General features: G+C 38.8%; 15 protein-coding genes. 12 read left to right on the top strand and 3 right to left on the bottom strand.

Annotated features, from left to right (window positions below):
* Positions 1–74 precede the first annotated feature (74 nt).
* The 12 genes from G415_RS0102600 to G415_RS0102545 are packed head-to-tail and all read left to right on the top strand — an operon-like array spanning position 75 to position 12,568.
* On the top strand, positions 75–611 hold the full coding sequence (locus tag G415_RS0102600) for a hypothetical protein (protein WP_022670033.1): 537 nt from the start codon (positions 75–77) through the stop codon (positions 609–611).
* Positions 608–814 carry a hypothetical protein gene (locus G415_RS0102595; RefSeq protein WP_022670032.1) on the top strand — a complete coding sequence of 69 codons (207 nt, stop codon included), beginning with the start codon at positions 608–610 and terminating at the stop codon, positions 812–814. The genes G415_RS0102600 and G415_RS0102595 overlap by 4 nt, the downstream gene beginning before the upstream one ends.
* Positions 774–2,819: an LUD domain-containing protein gene (locus G415_RS0102590; protein WP_022670031.1), complete on the top strand. Its 2,046-nt coding sequence runs from the start codon at positions 774–776 to the stop codon at positions 2,817–2,819. Before G415_RS0102595 ends, G415_RS0102590 begins: the two co-directional genes overlap by 41 nt.
* 19 nt (positions 2,820–2,838) lie before the next feature.
* Complete coding sequence (gene lysA / locus G415_RS0102585; protein ID WP_022670030.1) at positions 2,839–4,080, top strand: diaminopimelate decarboxylase; 1,242 nt, start codon at positions 2,839–2,841, stop codon at positions 4,078–4,080.
* On the top strand, positions 4,077–4,910 hold the full coding sequence (gene dapF / locus G415_RS0102580) for a diaminopimelate epimerase (RefSeq protein WP_022670029.1): 834 nt from the start codon (positions 4,077–4,079) through the stop codon (positions 4,908–4,910). Before lysA ends, dapF begins: the two co-directional genes overlap by 4 nt.
* An 11-nt stretch (positions 4,911–4,921) precedes the next feature.
* Positions 4,922–5,800 carry a 4-hydroxy-tetrahydrodipicolinate synthase gene (gene dapA / locus G415_RS0102575; protein WP_022670028.1) on the top strand — a complete coding sequence of 293 codons (879 nt, stop codon included), beginning with the start codon at positions 4,922–4,924 and terminating at the stop codon, positions 5,798–5,800.
* A 9-nt stretch (positions 5,801–5,809) separates the two neighbouring features.
* Complete coding sequence (gene dapB, locus G415_RS0102570; RefSeq protein WP_022670027.1) at positions 5,810–6,613, top strand: 4-hydroxy-tetrahydrodipicolinate reductase; 804 nt, start codon at positions 5,810–5,812, stop codon at positions 6,611–6,613.
* Positions 6,613–7,953, top strand: coding sequence for an amidophosphoribosyltransferase (purF, locus tag G415_RS0102565; protein ID WP_022670026.1), 1,341 nt, complete (start codon positions 6,613–6,615; stop codon positions 7,951–7,953). The genes dapB and purF overlap by 1 nt, the downstream gene beginning before the upstream one ends.
* Positions 7,953–10,169 carry an ATP-dependent DNA helicase gene (locus G415_RS0102560; RefSeq protein WP_022670025.1) on the top strand — a complete coding sequence of 739 codons (2,217 nt, stop codon included), beginning with the start codon at positions 7,953–7,955 and terminating at the stop codon, positions 10,167–10,169. Before purF ends, G415_RS0102560 begins: the two co-directional genes overlap by 1 nt.
* Complete coding sequence (locus G415_RS0102555) at positions 10,162–10,620, top strand: hypothetical protein (protein ID WP_162138531.1); 459 nt, start codon at positions 10,162–10,164, stop codon at positions 10,618–10,620. Before G415_RS0102560 ends, G415_RS0102555 begins: the two co-directional genes overlap by 8 nt.
* Positions 10,617–10,871, top strand: a complete 255-nt coding sequence (locus tag G415_RS09580; protein WP_022670023.1) for a hypothetical protein — start codon at positions 10,617–10,619, stop codon at positions 10,869–10,871. Before G415_RS0102555 ends, G415_RS09580 begins: the two co-directional genes overlap by 4 nt.
* A complete protein-coding gene (locus G415_RS0102545; protein ID WP_026939533.1) occupies positions 10,868–12,568 on the top strand; it encodes a chloride channel protein in 1,701 nt (566 codons plus the stop codon). Before G415_RS09580 ends, G415_RS0102545 begins: the two co-directional genes overlap by 4 nt.
* Here G415_RS0102545 and G415_RS09575 read toward each other — a convergent pair.
* The 3 genes from G415_RS09575 to fdhF are packed head-to-tail and all read right to left on the bottom strand — an operon-like array spanning position 12,531 to position 16,879.
* Entirely contained in the window at positions 12,531–13,742 is a 1,212-nt protein-coding gene (locus tag G415_RS09575; RefSeq protein ID WP_051129531.1) for a complex I 51 kDa subunit family protein, read from the bottom strand. The two genes, G415_RS0102545 and G415_RS09575, sit on opposite strands and share 38 nt — an antisense overlap.
* The gene (locus G415_RS0102535; protein WP_022670022.1) at positions 13,726–14,187 is read right to left on the bottom strand and encodes an NADH-quinone oxidoreductase subunit NuoE family protein; all 462 of its coding nucleotides are present in this window, start codon (positions 14,185–14,187) and stop codon (positions 13,726–13,728) included. Before G415_RS0102535 ends, G415_RS09575 begins: the two co-directional genes overlap by 17 nt.
* Positions 14,177–16,879 carry a formate dehydrogenase subunit alpha gene (gene fdhF, locus G415_RS0102530; protein WP_202897967.1) on the bottom strand — a complete coding sequence of 901 codons (2,703 nt, stop codon included), beginning with the start codon at positions 16,877–16,879 and terminating at the stop codon, positions 14,177–14,179. The genes G415_RS0102535 and fdhF overlap by 11 nt, the downstream gene beginning before the upstream one ends.
* Between the last annotated feature and the right edge of the window lie 56 nt (positions 16,880–16,935).

Genomic DNA, 16,935 nt, shown 5'->3' with positions numbered 1-16,935 from the left:
AACAATCTAACTTCAAGTTTAATAAAAAGCAAACTTCTTGACTGCAAAGTGTATTTAATTGTATTTTTTAAAGCATGAGAGTTGTTATTATCTCTGTTCTTATAGCCCTATTCTTGACATCCTGTGTCAACACTCAGCCATTTTATGTGGGTGAAGATGTTGATGCCCAGAATCAACTGAAGAATATAACAAAAACCGTTGAGTTGATTAACAAGATGGCAAGTCAAATCTGTCCTTTTGTTCAAAAGGGCAAGGTGGCAGTTGTTGATTTTATAAAATACAAGGAGTCTCAGGCTAACGGAAACGGCAGATTTTTGGCTTATCAATTAACAAAGGCATTAAACAAACACTGTTTGGCATACGCAGAGTATCTACAATCTCCAGACTGGTTTAATCCAAAAGATTTATCTATAAGCTATTTCCCTAAGGATTACGATTATATAATTGTTGGCTCTTACAGATACCTTGACAAGATATTCTTTGTTTATGCTTCGCTTATCGATACGAGATTAGAGAGTGAAATAAAGACATTCAATTTTAAGATGAGTATAAAAAAGGTCAGGTTTTCTTTAGAGCCATTGAACATACCCTATTACTGGGAGTTTCCATGAATTTAACATTTGCGGCCGAAGTCATAAGAAAAGGCTATCAGCCACATGTGAGTCTGATTGATGAAATAATATTGGGAGTATTCACATTTGGGCTTGTTGCTGCTGTTTTGTTTGTCAGATGGAGATTCTCAAAAGAGCTAAAGAAAAGGGGGTTGAAAGAGCGTGACATTAGAAGAAAGAGAAAAGGAGTTTTCAGAAGATAGCTTTCTTCAAACCGCACTTTTAAGGTTAAGGGAAAATTACTTCTCAAAAAGAGAAAAGATAGAAAAACTCTTTGACATAGAAGAGCTAAAAAATAAGGTAAGGTCCATTAAAGAGAGAAACATAGAAAAACTAAGTGAGAATCTAAAAAACTTTATTGAAAAGATAAAAGCCAATAGTGATGCCGTCTTTGTCGCAAAGGATAAACAGGAAGCGCTCTCAATCGTTGAAAGCATACTCAAAGAGAACCAGATAAAAAGCATTGTAAAATCAAAATCACTAACAACAGAAGAGCTGCATCTGAATGAATTTTTGGCTGAAAATGGCTTTGAAGTGTATGAAACGGATTTGGGCGAGTGGCTTGTCCAGATAAACAACGAACCGCCAACACACATGACAGCACCTGCAATTCACATGTCAAAAGAGAAAATCAACCAGCTTTTAAACAGCGTATTCAACGAGAATCTGCCTAACGATGCAAAGGTGATGGTTGACTTCTCAAAAGAGAAGATAAAAGAGACATTCTCTAAGGCAGACTGCGGTATCATTGGAGCAAATGTTGTAAGTGCAGAAAGCGGCAGCTTCTTTATCCTAAGCAATGAAGGAAACATACAGAATGTAATAAGACAGGATACAGTTATCTGCTTTGTTGGTATCGACAAAATCGTTGAAACAGACAGAGAGGCATTTAAGATTATTGAGCTTTTGCCCAAGGCTGCAACAGCTCAGATAACGACAAGCTATATCGACATATTAAGAAAGCCTTACGGTAAATTCTATGTCATACTGCTTGATAACGGCAGAAGCTCAATTAAAAACAACGAGTTTTACAAAGAGATTTTATACTGCATCAGATGTGGTGCATGCCAGAATGCCTGCCCAGTCTATACAACGGTAAGCGGCAAGCTATTCAAGGGTAAATCCTATGCAGGGCCTATAGGTATCTTACTTAGCTATATGGTTGGTGAGACAGAAGGCTTAAGGGATTATGCGAACATGTGCATAGGCTGTATGGCATGCGATGAGATATGCTCATCAAAAATAAACCTTCAAAAGCTAATACTCTCAATCAAAGCAGAATTAACCAAAGACACACCGGGAATCAAAGGTTTAATAATAAAACACCTTGAGAACAGATATGAAGTTTTAAGGATTGGAGCTTATATCTCACATTTTGCCTTCAAAAACGGACTCAAAACAGGCATAAAAAAGATTGATGAAGCTTTGGGCTTGAACTTTAGAGCTTTGCCACCCATTACAAGCTCGTTTGATGTCTCTGTTAAAACCAAAAAATCAAAGATTTGTCTATTTGCAGGTTGCTCTGTTAACTTTATCTATTCCAATATTGGAAAAGATGCTTTAGAAGTTGCCAAAAAATTGGGTATCGAACTAACAGTGATAAAACAGAGTGCATGCTGCGGTGCACCTGCATGGTATAATGGCGAGAAGAAATCAGCCCAGAAGGCGGCAAGGATAAACATAGATTATCTGTTGTCGCTTGATTGCGACAAAATTCTCTTTTTAGACCCACACTGTGCGCACATGATAGAGCGGGATTACAAAATTTTAACAGAAAACCCAAGGGCTTTAGAGCTGTCGCATAAGGTTGAGTGTGCATCTTCTTATTTTATCCAGATGATAAACAGCAAACATGTAAAGACTTCAAGATTGGGTGCGGTATTAGGGTATCATCATCCTTGTCATTTAAAAAGGGGGCTTGAAAAATCAACAATACTTGACGATTTCCTAAAAAGCCATGAGCCAAACTATGTTGAGATAGAAAACAACGACAGGTGTTGCGGTTTTGCAGGCAGCTATTCAATGATGCATCCGCATATCTCAAAAAGATTGCTCGAAGAGAAGATTGAATCTATTAAAAAAGCCAACCTGCAGGTTTTGATAACGGCATGTCCGGGCTGTATTATGCAGATATCAGGTGGGCTAAAGGTTAAAGGCATCAGAAGGGAAGTATTGCATTTTGTTAGTTATTTGAATAGAATACTATAAAAATTGCAAGGGGGATTAGATGGACTTCCATTATAAAGATGGTCAACTATACGCAGAAGATGTTAAGGTGAAGGAGATTGTCAAAGAAGTTGGAACGCCTGTTTATATCTATTCGAAGGCACATTTTGTTGAGCAGTTCAACAAGTTTGACAAGGCATTCAAGAGAGAGCATACCATCTCATTTGCCGTCAAGGCAAACAGCAACTTGGCTGTTATAAATGTTTTTGCAAAGCTTGGAGCTGGTGCGGATATTGTCTCAAAGGGCGAGTTGTTTAGGGCATTAAAGGCTGGTGTTGATGCCAAGAAAATCGTATTCAGCGGCGTTGCGAAGCGTGATGATGAGATAGAATACGCAATAGAAAACGATATAATGATGATAAATGTCGAATCAGAAGATGAGCTTGAAGCTGTAAATAGAGTTGCTCAAAAGCTATCAAAGAAGGCAAGGATATCTCTAAGGGTTAATCCCGATGTTGACCCAAAGACGCATCCTTACATATCAACGGGTTTGAAAAAAAATAAATTTGGTGTGCCACATAACGAAGCGTTTGATTTGTATTTGAAAGCAAAGGAACTCCCGAACATAGAGATTTACGGCATTCAGTTTCACATAGGCAGTCAGTTGCTTGATACAAAGCCGATTTATGATGCTTCCTTGAAAATAGCAGAGCTGATGAGAGCGCTTTCAGATAAAGGTATTGAATTCAAGGTTGTTGATGTCGGCGGCGGTGTTGGAATAGTCTATAACGAAGAAGAAGATAAAGAACCATCAATAGACGATTATGCAAAGCAGGTTGAAGAAGCATTTAAAGATTTTAATATCAAGCTTGTTTTTGAACCTGGCAGATTCCTTGTTGGTAATGGCGGCATACTCGTATCGGAAGTGATTTATCATAAAACAAACGGCGATAAGAAGTTCTTAATAGTTGATGCTGGTATGAATGATCTTTTAAGGCCGTCTTTATACAACGCTTATCACAAGATAGCACCCGTTGAGAAACAGAACAGAGAAGAGATTGTCTGTGATATTGTTGGGCCAATCTGTGAAACAGGCGATTTCTTTGGCAGGGACTATAAAATAGAAGATGTGCCAAATGGTGAATACATAGCTGTATTCAGTGCTGGAGCTTATGGATTCACGATGGCAAGCAACTATAACTCTCGTCCAAGACCGGCAGAAGTGCTGGTTGATGGTGATAGTTTCAGGGTTGTGAGAGAAAGAGAAACATTGGAAGATTTGATAAAGGGAGAGACGATATGAAAAAGATTCCATTCTTTAAGATGAACGGCAGCGGAAATGATTTTATCATCATAAATAACAGGGACAAGATTGTTGAGAGTTTAGTTGATATACCGCTTGAAGAGTTTGTTCAAAAGGTGTGCAAAAGGGGATTATCCGTTGGAGCAGATGGCTTAATCCTGATAGAAAAAGATGATGTGTATGACTTCAGATGGAGATTCTTCAACAGCGATGGAAGTGAAGTTGAGATGTGTGGCAACGGTTCAAGGTGTGCAGCAAGGTTTGCATATCTAAACAGTATAGCTCCACTGAACATGAAGTTTTCAACATTGGCTGGTGTAATAGAAGCCCAGATTACAGGTCTAAATACAGTAAGGGTTCAGCTTACAAATCCAAAGGATTATAAAGCTGAGATTGAGCTTGAAGGTATAGGAATGCCTGCAAGCTTCATAAATACAGGTGTGCCACATGTTGTATATTTTGTTGATAATGTTGATGTGATTGATGTTAAAGAGATTGGTGCAAAAACAAGGTATCATGATTACTTCAAACCCGAAGGAACAAATGTAAATTTTGCTGAGATTATTGACGAAAACACCATAAAGCTCAGAACATACGAGCGTGGCGTTGAAGACGAAACCTTAGCCTGCGGCACAGGTGCAACAGCAGCTGCAGTAATATCCGTTTTGCAGGGCAAGTGTGAATCGCCCGTTGATGTTCTAACAAAGGGCGGAAAAACATTGAAGATTTATGTATATGTTGATGATTCAGGTATAAAGAAAGTTTATTTAGAAGGAGAAGCTTTGCTTACATACATAGGCACAATGATAGAAGAAGCGTGGAACTATTAAAGGGGGGTGTTATGTTTGAGCTAAAAGGTGCTATGACGGCGATTGTAACGCCATTCAAAGGGGGAAGGCTCGACGAAGATGCATTTAGAAATCTTATCAAAAGACAGATAGATGCAGGAATAGACTGCCTTGTTCCCTGTGGCACAACGGGAGAAGCAGCAACTATGGATTTAGAAGAGTATGAGAAAACCATAGGCGTTGCCGTTGATGAGTGTAAAGGCAAGATTCCCGTTTTGGCAGGTGCAGGAACAAACAATACAAAAAAGGTTATAGAGCTTGCAAAAATAGCCATCTCTGCTGGTGCTGATGCAATTCTCTCTGTTGCTCCATATTATAACAAACCAACCCAAGAAGGTCTGTATCAACATTACAAGACAATAGCAGAAGCCATCAGTGTTCCACTTGTCCTTTACAATGTGCCCGGCAGAACATCCGTTAACATACTGCCAGATACGGTTATAAGACTGTCTGAAGTTGATAATATCGTTGGCATAAAGGAAGCAAGTGGTTCTTTAAATCAGGTTAGCGAAATCATAGAAGGTGCAAAGGAAGGCTTCTCTGTTATCAGTGGTGATGACTTCTTGACCCTGCCGATGATGTCTATAGGCGGCACAGGTGTAATATCCGTAAGTGCAAATGTTGTTCCAGACTTAGTAGCAAGACAGTATGATGCATTTGTTGAAGGTAAGCTTGAAGAAGCAAAAGAGCTTCATCACAAACTGTATAAACTTCATAAAGCTATGTTCTATGAGACAAACCCGATACCTGTAAAAACTGCACTGTATCTCATGGGATTGATAGAAGAAGAGTTTAGACTGCCGCTGTGCAAGATGTCTGATGCAAACAAGGAAAAATTAAAGGCAGTCTTGAAGGATATGAATCTTATTTAGGGGGGAGAGATGATAAGGACAATAGTGTGCGGTGCAGCTGGTAAGATGGGAAGAAGGATATGTGCATTGATTGATGAAGACAAAGAGCTGCAGCTTGTTGGAGCTATTGAAGTAAAGGGCTCTTCAAGTATTGGGCAGGATGCAGGCATTTTGAGCGGCTCTTCTGCAAATGGTATAGCTATAGGAGATGACTTGTCTAAGGTTATAGAAGATGGCGAAGTTGTGATAGACTTCACAACACCTTCTGCCACACTTTCGCATGTAAGAGTTGCAGCGGATAACAAAAAACCTATCGTTATTGGAACAACGGGCTTAAACCACAACCAGATAGAAGAGATAAAGAAGTTTGCCGCCATCATCCCAATTGTGCTTTCTCCAAATATGAGTCTTGGTGTAAATATTCTGTTTAAGCTCGTTAAAGATGTGGCAGAGAAGCTCGGCGAAGATTACGACATAGAGATAGTCGAGATGCATCACAGATTTAAAGCAGATGCACCAAGTGGAACAGCCTTGAAGTTAGCTGAGTTTGCAGCAGAAGGCTTGGGCGAAAAGCTTGAAGATGTTGCAGTTTACGGCAGAAAGGGATTGATAGGAGAAAGAAAGCCCAAAGAGATAGGCGTAATGAGTCTGCGCGGTGGTGATGTCGTCGGAGACCATACGGTTATCTTCGCAGGTTTAGGAGAGAGACTTGAACTTACACATAAAGCAAGCTCTCGTGATACATTTGCTCGTGGTGCTCTGCGTGCTGCAAAGTGGGTAATTGATAAAGTTCCCGGCTTATACTCTATGCAGGATGTGTTAGGGTTGAGCTAATGTGTGGCATTGTTGGTATCTTTAACAAGAGTGAAGCAGCAAATTATGTCTATTTAGGCCTTCATGCTCTTCAACACAGAGGGCAGGAGGCCGCCGGCATTGTATCAACAGACGGAGACACATTCTATGTCCACAAAGGCAAGGGACTTGTAAACGAGATATTCAACAAAAAGGGCGTTATATCGTCTCTTAAAGGCAGAATAGCCATAGGGCACAACAGATATTCAACCTTTGGAGATGAGTCTATAGCCAATGTTCAGCCCTTAAATGCCCATTTTGACCTTGGCGATATAGCAATAGCCCACAACGGCAATTTAGTCAATGCAAATGGTATAAAACGCAGATTGGTGAGTGAAGGTGCCATATTCAACTCAAACTCGGACACCGAAGTCATTATTCACTTAATAGCCCGCAGCAGTAAGACGAGTTTCTTTGAAAGACTTGTTGAAGCATTATCGATGATAAAGGGTGCTTTCAGCTTGGTTATAATGAGAGAAGATGAGTTATACGCCGTAAGAGATCCGTGGGGCTTTAGGCCACTTGTTATGGGAAAGCTGGATGATGCCGTAATCTTTGCAAGCGAGACATGTGCGTTTGATTTAATAGGTGCAGAGTATATTAGGGATGTTGAACCGGGAGAGATTGTTGTTGCAAATAGGGATGGTATTCACTCTTACAGGCCGTTTGAAAAACAGAAAGAGCATAAATGTGTATTTGAATACATATACTTTGCAAGACCTGATTCACTTTTGTGGAATAGGTATGTCTATTCGATAAGAAAGAAGATGGGCGAAGTTTTGGCGATTGAGTCTCCTGTTGATGCAGATATCGTTATACCAACACCAGACTCTGGCGTTCCTGCAGCCTTAGGGTTTGCCAAACAGAGTGGTCTTGAGTTTGATTTTGGACTCATCAGAAACCACTATGTTGGAAGAACATTTATAGAACCTGCACAATCAATTAGAAACTTCGGAGTAAGGCTAAAGCTAAACCCAGCTAAAGATGTTCTTGACGGCAAAAGGGTTGTTGTTGTTGATGACTCAATCGTGAGAGGAACAACAAGCCGAAGAATAGTAAAAATGATAAGAAATGCAGGTGCAAAGGAAGTGCATTTAAGAATAGCATCTCCACCCGTCATCTCGCCCTGTTTTTACGGTATAGATACACCAACAAAGAAAGAGCTCATAGCATCATCACACACAATCGAAGAGATAAGAAAATACTCAACAGCCGATTCTGTTGCCTATCTATCTTTGGAAGGTTTAAAAAGCATCATGGGAGAAGAAGGATTTTGTTTTGCCTGTTTTAGCGGAGATTATCCTATTGAGTTCGAGAGGTAATGGAATTAACCAAACACTCCAGAAAGATACTCGAATCTTCAGATATACCATCATTTTTTAAAATAATCATAGACAACAATACGGTTGATATAACAGGGAGGGCAACAGAGATTGAAGGAGATATACTCATCTTTGATGAGAATAAATACTATGCATTGGAAACAGTAGCTGATAATTTGGAAAAGTTGGATTGGGTGATATTTGTTGACTCATCTTTTAATCTTGAAATTATTGGCAAACCAAACAGAAGCTCAACAATTGATGAGATATTTGAGAAGATATACAAAAGTAAGGGTTTCAAGAAGAGAGAAGAGCAGCTAAAAATAGCACATTTTGTTTATAATTTATTAAAAGACGGCAGAATGGGTATGATAGAAGCTCCAACAGGCACAGGCAAAAGCTTATCATACCTTGTCCCTGCCGTTCTGTTTGCAAAAGAGAACAGAAAAAGGGTTGTAATATCAACAAATACAATAAACTTACAAAGGCAACTTATTCTAAAGGATATCCCATTTCTTCAGAAATTTATAGATTTTAAGGTTGAGATAGCACTTGGAAGAAACAACTATCTATGTAAAAGAAAAGCAGAGAACACCATAAATTCAGGCAGTATATTTCTGTTTGAGACGGATGCTTACAAAGAGTTAAGAGAGTTTCTCTCTTATGCCGACGAAGGTTCAAAAAACGAGTTCTTTTCAAAAAAGAGAAACTTAACAGAAGAAGGCTGGTCTGTTCTTGCAAGCTCAAGCGTATCCTGTGCTCACAGAAACTGCCCATACTATAGAAGCGGCTGTTTCTTTTACAGGGCAAGAAGGAAATTGGCAGAAGCAGACATAATCGTTGCCAATCATCACATTGTCTTTTCTCACTCAATAATGAGAAGTGCTGAGATACTGCCAGAGTTTGATGCCCTGATATTTGATGAAGCTCACAACATAGAGAAAAATGCAACGAACTATTACACGAAAACTTCAAGCAGTAGCGAGATAAATGCACTTCTAAACATGCTCTATTTGAAAAGAAAAAGAAAAGAGAGTGGCCTTCTTGCGGATTTAGACAACGAGTCAATAAAGAGAAAAACCCAGCACACAAGAAAGAGTCTTGAAGAACTCTTCAAAGAGATTTCAGGCAGGGTTGAAAATGAAGTTAGAATAGATAAGAAGAGCTTAGAAAGGTTTAAAAAACCATTATCCCAGATACTGGATATTTTAGATGGTTTCTTAATAGAGCTCAAAACCATTATAGAGAGCTTAAATGATAATGAGTCTATCGACATAAAATCTGTCTATGTGGCACTTTCAGAAAACAGAGACCTTTTGGGAGAGTTTTTAAGAGTTGAAGATGAAGGGTTAAATATTTTCTGGATAAAGCGTTTCAAACAGTCGCTTCACTTCAACATCACACCGATTTACATAGATAAAGCTCTAAACGAGTTTGTATATAGCGAACTCTCTTCTGTCTTGTTTGTCTCTGCAACTCTGACGATTAATAACACATTTGATTTCTTTAAAAAAAGTATTGGAATTGAAAAAGCAGAAGGCTTCATAGCAAAAACATCGTTCGATTATCAAAAAAACTGCAGAGTGTTTATAGTTGAAGATATGCCAGACATTGAAGATAAAAGATTTTCAAAAACTGCCGCCGATGTGATTGTTGATATCTCGTCTTCTTTAGAAGGCAACAAGGGAGCTTTGGTTCTATTTACATCGTATAAGATGTTAAACGATGTCTATGAGTATGCGAAAGATAGATTGAAGAATAATGGTTTTAAAGCATTAAGGCAAGGAGAACTTGATAATTTTGAGCTTTTAAATAAATTTAAAGAAGGCAAAGGTTTCTTGTTTGCAACCAGTAGCTTTTGGGAAGGTGTTGATGTGAAAGGAGAAGAGTTATCCGTTCTCGTAATTGTGAGGTTGCCCTTTGAAGTGCCAACAACACCCATTGAGAAGGCTCGATTTGAACTACTGAAGAGTGAAGGCAGAAACGCCTTTTTTGAATACTCTCTTCCAAAGGCCGTTCTAAAGTTTAAACAGGGTATAGGGCGCTTGATAAGGGATGAAAACGATAAGGGTATAATTGTTGTGCTTGACAGCAGGATTACAAAGAAGCTCTATGGCAGGTGGTTTGTTGAGTCTGTTGAATATATAAAACAGGAAAGGATAAAAAGAGATGAGATTAAAAAGGCTGTGGGCAATTTCTTTGTTAATTTTGCTTAGTGCATGCACGATATTCAAACCGTTGCCAGAAAAAGAGTATCTGATAAATGGAACATTCGATGCCAACTTTGAAGGTAGAACATTTGAAGGCTTTTTTAGTCTAAACGGCTCAAACCTTAGGCTCGATGTGATAAACAGCTTAGGCTTTTCTGTTGCCGGGATTTATGTGAGTGGTGATACGGTTTTGGTTAAGGACTATCAAACAGGAAGAGAGTATAAAAATCTAAAAATAGGCGATATAGATTTGAATCAGTATAAGAGCTTGATAATCTACATCACCAAAAACTTTACAGAGCTGTGCAGCAAAAGAAACGGCAATGTTGTTGTCTTGAGATGCAAAAAGATAAACAATACCAACCTACCTGTTGATTTTGTGCTTGTTGATAAGTCAAAAAGATTGAGAATCGGACTCTCTAAGATAAAAATGCTTTTAAAGGAGTCAAAGCCATGACGCTGTTTGAAGTTGCACTCTTTGTGTTTCTGTTGAATTTGCCGTTTGGATACTTAAGGGCAAAAAGCGAGAAGTTTTCAAGAAACTGGTTTGTTTTTGTCCATGCTCCAATACCGTTTATTATAGCCCTTCGCTTATTGAGTGGATTGGGCTTTGCTCTATATACATTTCCGATAATGGTATCTGCCTATTTTGCCGGTCAGTTTGCAGGTGGTCTTGCTTTAAAGCTAAAACTTGTAAAGAGTAAATGAAGAACTTTTTTAGACTTTTTATACTCCCTTCTGCAATAGGCATAATTGGTGGCTTATCTGCCATCTTAATGAGAGAGCTTATAAAAGGCTCGAAATACGCCTTTGCTCTTATCCCAGCATCCAAAACAAACGAAGCTTATATCGTTATTATACCAATTCTGTTTGTAATCTCTGCATTTATCATAAACACTGTCATGGAAGGCTCGGTTAATCCAACAATAGACTCTGTTGCTCGCTCTATCGTTCTTAAGAAGGGTAGGTTAGATTACAAAAAGGGCATAGGCAGTGTTGTTTTAACTGCGGTAAACATAGGATTTGGCTTGCCTGTTGGAAGGGAAGGGCCGATAGCAAAGCTTGGTGGCTCTTTAACTTCACTGTTCTTGAACTTTGTAAGAATTGAAGGTGCCAATATTCCACTGCTTGTTAGCTGTGGCGTATCTTCTGCTTTAGCTGCAACATTCAACGCACCGATAGCTGCCATTATTTTTGGACTTGAGATAATTTTGGGCAGACTGAGTTTTGATGTTATTATACCGCTGTCTATCTCTTCTGCTATTGGCACGGCTATATCTCGGTATTTTTTAGGCAACTATCCGGCATTTTTTGTGCCAAAATTATCATACAACCTTGCGCTATTGTTTCTTGTGCCGCTGTTTAGTTTTCTATTTGCTGCTGTTGTTTATGCTTTTGAAGCCGTGTTTAGATTATCCACCGATATATTTAAAAAATTAGACATGTCTTGGTTCTCAAAGGCGCTGATTGGTGGATTTCTGGTTGGTGTTTTACTGTTTCTGTTTCCCTCTGCTGCATCGTTGGGATATAAGCAAGTTAGCATGCTGTTCTTTTTTGACTTCTCATACAGACAAGCCTTTGTATTGGGACTTGTGAAACTTATTGCTTTAGCTATAACATTTGCAAGCGGTATGTTTGGCGGCATATTCGCTCCATCTATATTTGGCGGTGCGTTTATGGGATATGCTATTGGCGGTTTTTTGCACCAGTTCATACCGTCTGTTGACCCGTTAAGCGTAGCTCTAATAGGCACAGCATCAATTACGGCAAGCATCTCGTCGGCACCTTTTAGGTCAACACTCATTGTCGTTGAACTTGCCCAAAACTATCACATGATTCTGCCTTTGATTATGGGTTCTGTTATGACAATGTATTTCTCTCATCTGTTTGAAGAGAAGATTCACTATGCCCGTTCGGTGATGCAGAAGGGCTTTGATATAACAAATGAAAGATATGTTAACGAACTTAAGAAGATGAGAATAACAAATTTTATAGACTCAGATATCCCTGCGTTAAAAAAAGAAGATGTGCTAAAGGATGTAATGTTTATCCTAATGAAGTCATCATCAAGCTATTTTGCTGTTGTTGAAGATGATAAACTCGTCGGTGTTTTATCGTTTAGAGATATTCGTCTGATTGGTGAGTTTGGCAATCCCAATATGCGTGTTGTTGATGTTATGACTCACAATCCAAGCTTTTTGATGCTCAACTCCAACGGCCTGGATGTGTTTGAGTTTTTATCTAAAATAGATGTTGATTTTATCCCTGTTGTGAACAACCCCAAAGACAAAAGATACTTAGGAATGCTCAATGTAAACAGCTTTCTTAAGTTTGCATCGTTTCTGTATTTTAAAGACTCTCTAAGCTCTAATACCGAGAGAAATAACTATCAAGCACACCCTTAGCTGATTGCCCTAATGCACAAAGCGATGTCTTGAACATTAGGTTTGCAAGATTTAAAAGCTCAATCTTTGAGTTGGTATCTCCTTCTATGTAAGAGTCAAAGAGTGAGAGTATTTTTGGGTATCCATTTCTACAAGGGATACACTTGCCGCACGACTCGTGCCTAAAAAACTCAAGAACATTTCTTACAAGCAACTTAATATTGTCATCTCTGTTCAAAACAAGTATTGAGCCTGAGCCTAAGGTTTTTCCCTTCTCTTTTAATGTCTCATAGCTTAAAGGCAGGTTTAACTCATCTGAGAAGACAAAGCTGCCCGCTGCTCCACCAACTAAAGCTGCTTGAAACTCACCATCAACACCGCCTATCTCTTTAAATAGCTCGTTCAGTGTAATGCCAAGGTTTGCTTCAATCAAGGAAGGATTTTTAACAGAACCAGAAACAGAAAACAGCTTCGTCCCGAATGAGTTTTTTGTTCCATAGGTTGTAAAGGCTTTATGTCCGTTGGCTATTATAAACGGCACATTGGCAAATGTCTCAACATTGTTGACAACAGTAGGATAGCTAAACAGACCTTTAACGCCCGGAAACGGTGGCTTGAAGCGTGGATGAGCCCTTTTGCCTTCTATAGATTCAAGAAGAGCCGTCTCTTCGCCGCATACATACGAGCCAGCACCCTTTCTTATCTCTATGTCAAAAGAGAAATTGCTGTTTAATATTCTATTTCCTAAGAAGCCATTGTTATAAGCTTCATGCACGGCTCTTTTCATTGTCTCGATAGAGTTTTCATACTCTCCACGAATGTATATGTAACCTTTTGATGAGCCCGTTGCATAGCCACATATTGCCATTGCTTCTATTATTAGATGCGGCCTATTTTCCATTATCCATCTATCCTTGAATGTTCCGGGTTCTCCTTCATCTGCATTACATACAACGAATTTGGTCTTAGAGATGCTATTTGCTACAACTTCCCACTTTATACCCGTTGGGAATGCTGCACCACCACGCCCTTTCAATCCTGATTTCTTTATCTCTTCCACTATCTCCTTAGAACTCTTTGTTAGGGCTTTTTCTAATGCTTTATATCCGCCATTTTTTACATACTGCTCTATGGATATCTCTTCTTTTGTAATAATGATTGGCTTTTTAACGCTTTTACTAACTATTGCTCTCATTTTTTAATTCCCTTATTATATTTTCAATCTTCTCCTTTGTTAGATTGCCATACACCTTGCCGTTTATAGTCATAGCTGGAGCTATATTACACAAGCCCAAGCACTCAACCCTGTTTATCTTGAATAGCCCATCACTGCTTATCCCATTCTCATCACAATTAAGCAGTTTCTCAACAAACAGAATCAAATCTTTAGCCTTTTTTATATGACACACAGTTGAAGAGCAGAAATTTATCTCAAACCTTGTCCTTTTCTCATCCCTTATCATTCCGTAGAATGTTATAGTGCCATAAATATCGGCAATCGTTGTTTTTAGGCGTTTTGATAGTATTTTAAGGTTTTCTAAATCATGATAATTTATGTTCTCATCATCCATGTCGTGAATTATCTCAAGCAATCTATCCCTTTTATACTCATGTTTTTTTAAAATCTCTTCAAGCTTCATTGTTCTTCACCTTCTCTATTTTGCATTTCGCAGCTGCAACTTTAAACTCTGGGATTTTGGCTATCGGGTCTAAAGCATCGTTTGTCAAAACATTTGCCGCTGCTTCCTTGAAGTGAAACGGTATAAATACACTTCCTACAACCACCCTTTCACTAAATAAGGCTTTTAGGACAATTGAGCCTCTTCTTGTGGATATCCTTACCATATCACCATTTTTCAAACCGCACTTCTCTGCATCGTAAGGATTTATCTCAACATAGGGTTCATTTATGTATTCTGTTAAATAGTCTGACCTTCTGCTTATGGTTCCTGTATGGTAATGATAGAGTATTCTTCCTGTGGATAGGATAAATGGATACTCATCATCGGGCAACTCTGCAGGGTCTATATAATCGACAGGGTGGAACTTACCAAGTCCCCTTGTGAATTTATCTTTATGTAAGAATTGAGTGCCCTTATGCTCTTTTGTTGGAATAGGCCACTGTAATTTTTCGTTTAATCTATCGTAGCTAAAGCCAGCGTATATTGGTGTTAGAGTGGCTATCTCATCCATTATTTCAGAAACATCGTTGTAATGCATATCATAGCCCATTCTTGAAGACAGCTCGCATATTATCTGCCAGTCAGGTTTTGACTCACCAATAGGCTCAAACACCTTCTTTATAGGTAGAATTCTTCTTTCTGTATTGGTAAATGTTCCATCCTTTTCCAAGAAAGAGCAGGCAGGTAAAACAACATCTGCAAACTCTGCCGTTTCAGACAGATATATATCTTCAACAACAAGAAATTCCACTTCATTCAAGGCTTCTCTTACATGATTGAGATTCGGGTCAGAAAGAGCCGGATTTTCTCCCATAACAAACATAGCCTTTATTTTGCCATTCAAGATGCCGTTTATCATTTCAAGGATTGTCAAACCAACTTTGTTTGGTAGATTTGTATTCCACGCCTTCTCAAACTTTTCTATGGTATCCGGTGAGTCAACTTTTTGATAGCCGGGATACACATTGGGAAGAGCGCCCATATCTCCAGCACCCTGGACATTGTTCTGTCCCCTAAGCGGATTGACACCAGCAAAAGCCTTTCCCACATTGCCAGTTAGCATAGAGAGATTGGCAATAGAAAGCACATTGTCCGTGCCTGTTGTATGCTGAGTTATTCCCATTGCAAAAACAATAGAAGCATTTTTGGCTTTTCCAAACAGTCTTGCAGCTTCTATTAAATCTTCCTTTTTTATGCCTGTTATCTTTTCAACCCTTTCAGGTGTATACTCTTCTATTACCTTTTTGAACTCTTCATATCCTTCCGTTCTTGTTCTTATAAACTCCTTATCTTCCAATCCTTCGTTGATAATTACATTCATCATGCCGTTTAGCCAGGCCACATCTGTTCCGTTTCTCTGCTGCAGGTGTATGGTGGCATACCTTGTTAAATCTATCTTTCTTGGGTCGACAACTATGAGCTTTGCTTTGTTGAACTTCACAGCTCTTTTTATAAATGTTGAGATTACAGGATGGGCTTCCGTTGTGTTTGAGCCAGTTACAAGTATAACATCTGCATGCTCAAGCTCGGCAATAGAGTTAGTCATTGCGCCGCTGCCAAACGCCATCATGAGCCCTGCAACGGTTGATGCATGACACAATCTTGCGCAGTGGTCTATATTGTTCGTTCCTACAGCTGCTCTCATAAATTTTTGGAATATGTAATTCTCTTCGTTCGTGCACTTTGCAGACGAAAGGCCACATATAGCATCTGCACCGTATTCTTTCTTTATTTTAATCAGTCTTTCTGCAACATAATCCAATGCTTCATCCCACTCAACTTCAACAAACCTTCCGTCTTTTTTTATTAAAGGTTTCTTTAATCTATCTTCTTTTAATACTCCATCAATCCCGAATCTACCCTTTACGCATAAGGAACCGTTGTTTGGTATTTCGTTGGCACCTTCAACCTTTACTATCTTATTATCCTTAACCCATAACTCAATCTGACATCCTACACCGCAGTATATACAGGTTGTTTTATGCTTTTCAAAAGGCAGGATTTTGCCATAATTGATGAGACTCTTTTCCATTAAAGCGGCTGTTGGGCAAGCTTGAACACATTCACCACATCCATCGCACTCACTTGTCTCCCATCTGCCTATGCCAGCAACAACCCTTAATTGAGAGCCCCTGTAAGCAAAGTTTAAAACTCCTTTACCTTGAATCTCATCGCAAGCCTTTATACACCTAAAACATTTTACGCACTTATTTGGGTCGTATCTTAATACAACAGACGAGTCATCTTTTTCGTATATTTCATCTTTTGGCGACAATTTTACACCGAATCGCTCACCAAGTTTTTGAATCTCGCATACGCCATCCAACGGACAGTTTTCACAATCTGCGTTTATCTCAGACTCCAACAGCTCAAATACACCCTTTCTTAAAAAACTTATTTCATCATCTTCTGTTATTACATTAATGTCGTTTTCTATCTCGTATGTGCAGGATGTTGTTAGTTTGCCATCAACCTTTACAAGACAGAGCCTGCAGGCTCCTGTTCTTGAGAGTTTCTCATGATAGCAGAGCGTAGGTATGTCAAAACCATTTGATTTTAAGAGATTTAAAAGATTTGTCCCTTTTTTTGCTTCTAAAACTTTTCCGTCTATGTTTACCTTTACTGTCTCTGTCTGCATTGCTTTCTCCATTTTTGATTCTAACTTTGCAAAATTGTAATTATATTTCTAACTTATGTCAAGTATTT

The organism is Hippea alviniae EP5-r, from assembly GCF_000420385.1.
In the GTDB taxonomy this organism is placed as follows: Bacteria; Campylobacterota_A; Desulfurellia; order Desulfurellales; family Hippeaceae; genus Hippea; species Hippea alviniae.
Note: the sequence above shows the minus strand (reverse complement) of the source record. Positions and strands in the feature narration are given on the sequence as shown.

What these genes read in the sequence shown, in the direction of transcription:
- dapB (WP_022670027.1), top strand. Translation starts at nt 5,810, where the DNA reads ATGATAAGGACAATAGTGTGCGGTGCAGCTGGTAAGATGGGAAGAAGG.
- lysA (WP_022670030.1), top strand. Translation starts at nt 2,839, where the DNA reads ATGGACTTCCATTATAAAGATGGTCAACTATACGCAGAAGATGTTAAG.
- G415_RS09580 (WP_022670023.1), top strand. Translation starts at nt 10,617, where the DNA reads ATGACGCTGTTTGAAGTTGCACTCTTTGTGTTTCTGTTGAATTTGCCG.
- G415_RS09575 (WP_051129531.1), bottom strand. Translation starts at nt 13,742, where the DNA reads ATGAGAGCAATAGTTAGTAAAAGCGTTAAAAAGCCAATCATTATTACA.
- G415_RS0102600 (WP_022670033.1), top strand. Translation starts at nt 75, where the DNA reads ATGAGAGTTGTTATTATCTCTGTTCTTATAGCCCTATTCTTGACATCC.
- G415_RS0102595 (WP_022670032.1), top strand. Translation starts at nt 608, where the DNA reads ATGAATTTAACATTTGCGGCCGAAGTCATAAGAAAAGGCTATCAGCCA.
- dapF (WP_022670029.1), top strand. Translation starts at nt 4,077, where the DNA reads ATGAAAAAGATTCCATTCTTTAAGATGAACGGCAGCGGAAATGATTTT.
- G415_RS0102535 (WP_022670022.1), bottom strand. Translation starts at nt 14,187, where the DNA reads ATGAAGCTTGAAGAGATTTTAAAAAAACATGAGTATAAAAGGGATAGA.
- dapA (WP_022670028.1), top strand. Translation starts at nt 4,922, where the DNA reads ATGTTTGAGCTAAAAGGTGCTATGACGGCGATTGTAACGCCATTCAAA.
- fdhF (WP_202897967.1), bottom strand. Translation starts at nt 16,879, where the DNA reads ATGGAGAAAGCAATGCAGACAGAGACAGTAAAGGTAAACATAGACGGA.
- purF (WP_022670026.1), top strand. Translation starts at nt 6,613, where the DNA reads ATGTGTGGCATTGTTGGTATCTTTAACAAGAGTGAAGCAGCAAATTAT.
- G415_RS0102560 (WP_022670025.1), top strand. Translation starts at nt 7,953, where the DNA reads ATGGAATTAACCAAACACTCCAGAAAGATACTCGAATCTTCAGATATA.
- G415_RS0102545 (WP_026939533.1), top strand. Translation starts at nt 10,868, where the DNA reads ATGAAGAACTTTTTTAGACTTTTTATACTCCCTTCTGCAATAGGCATA.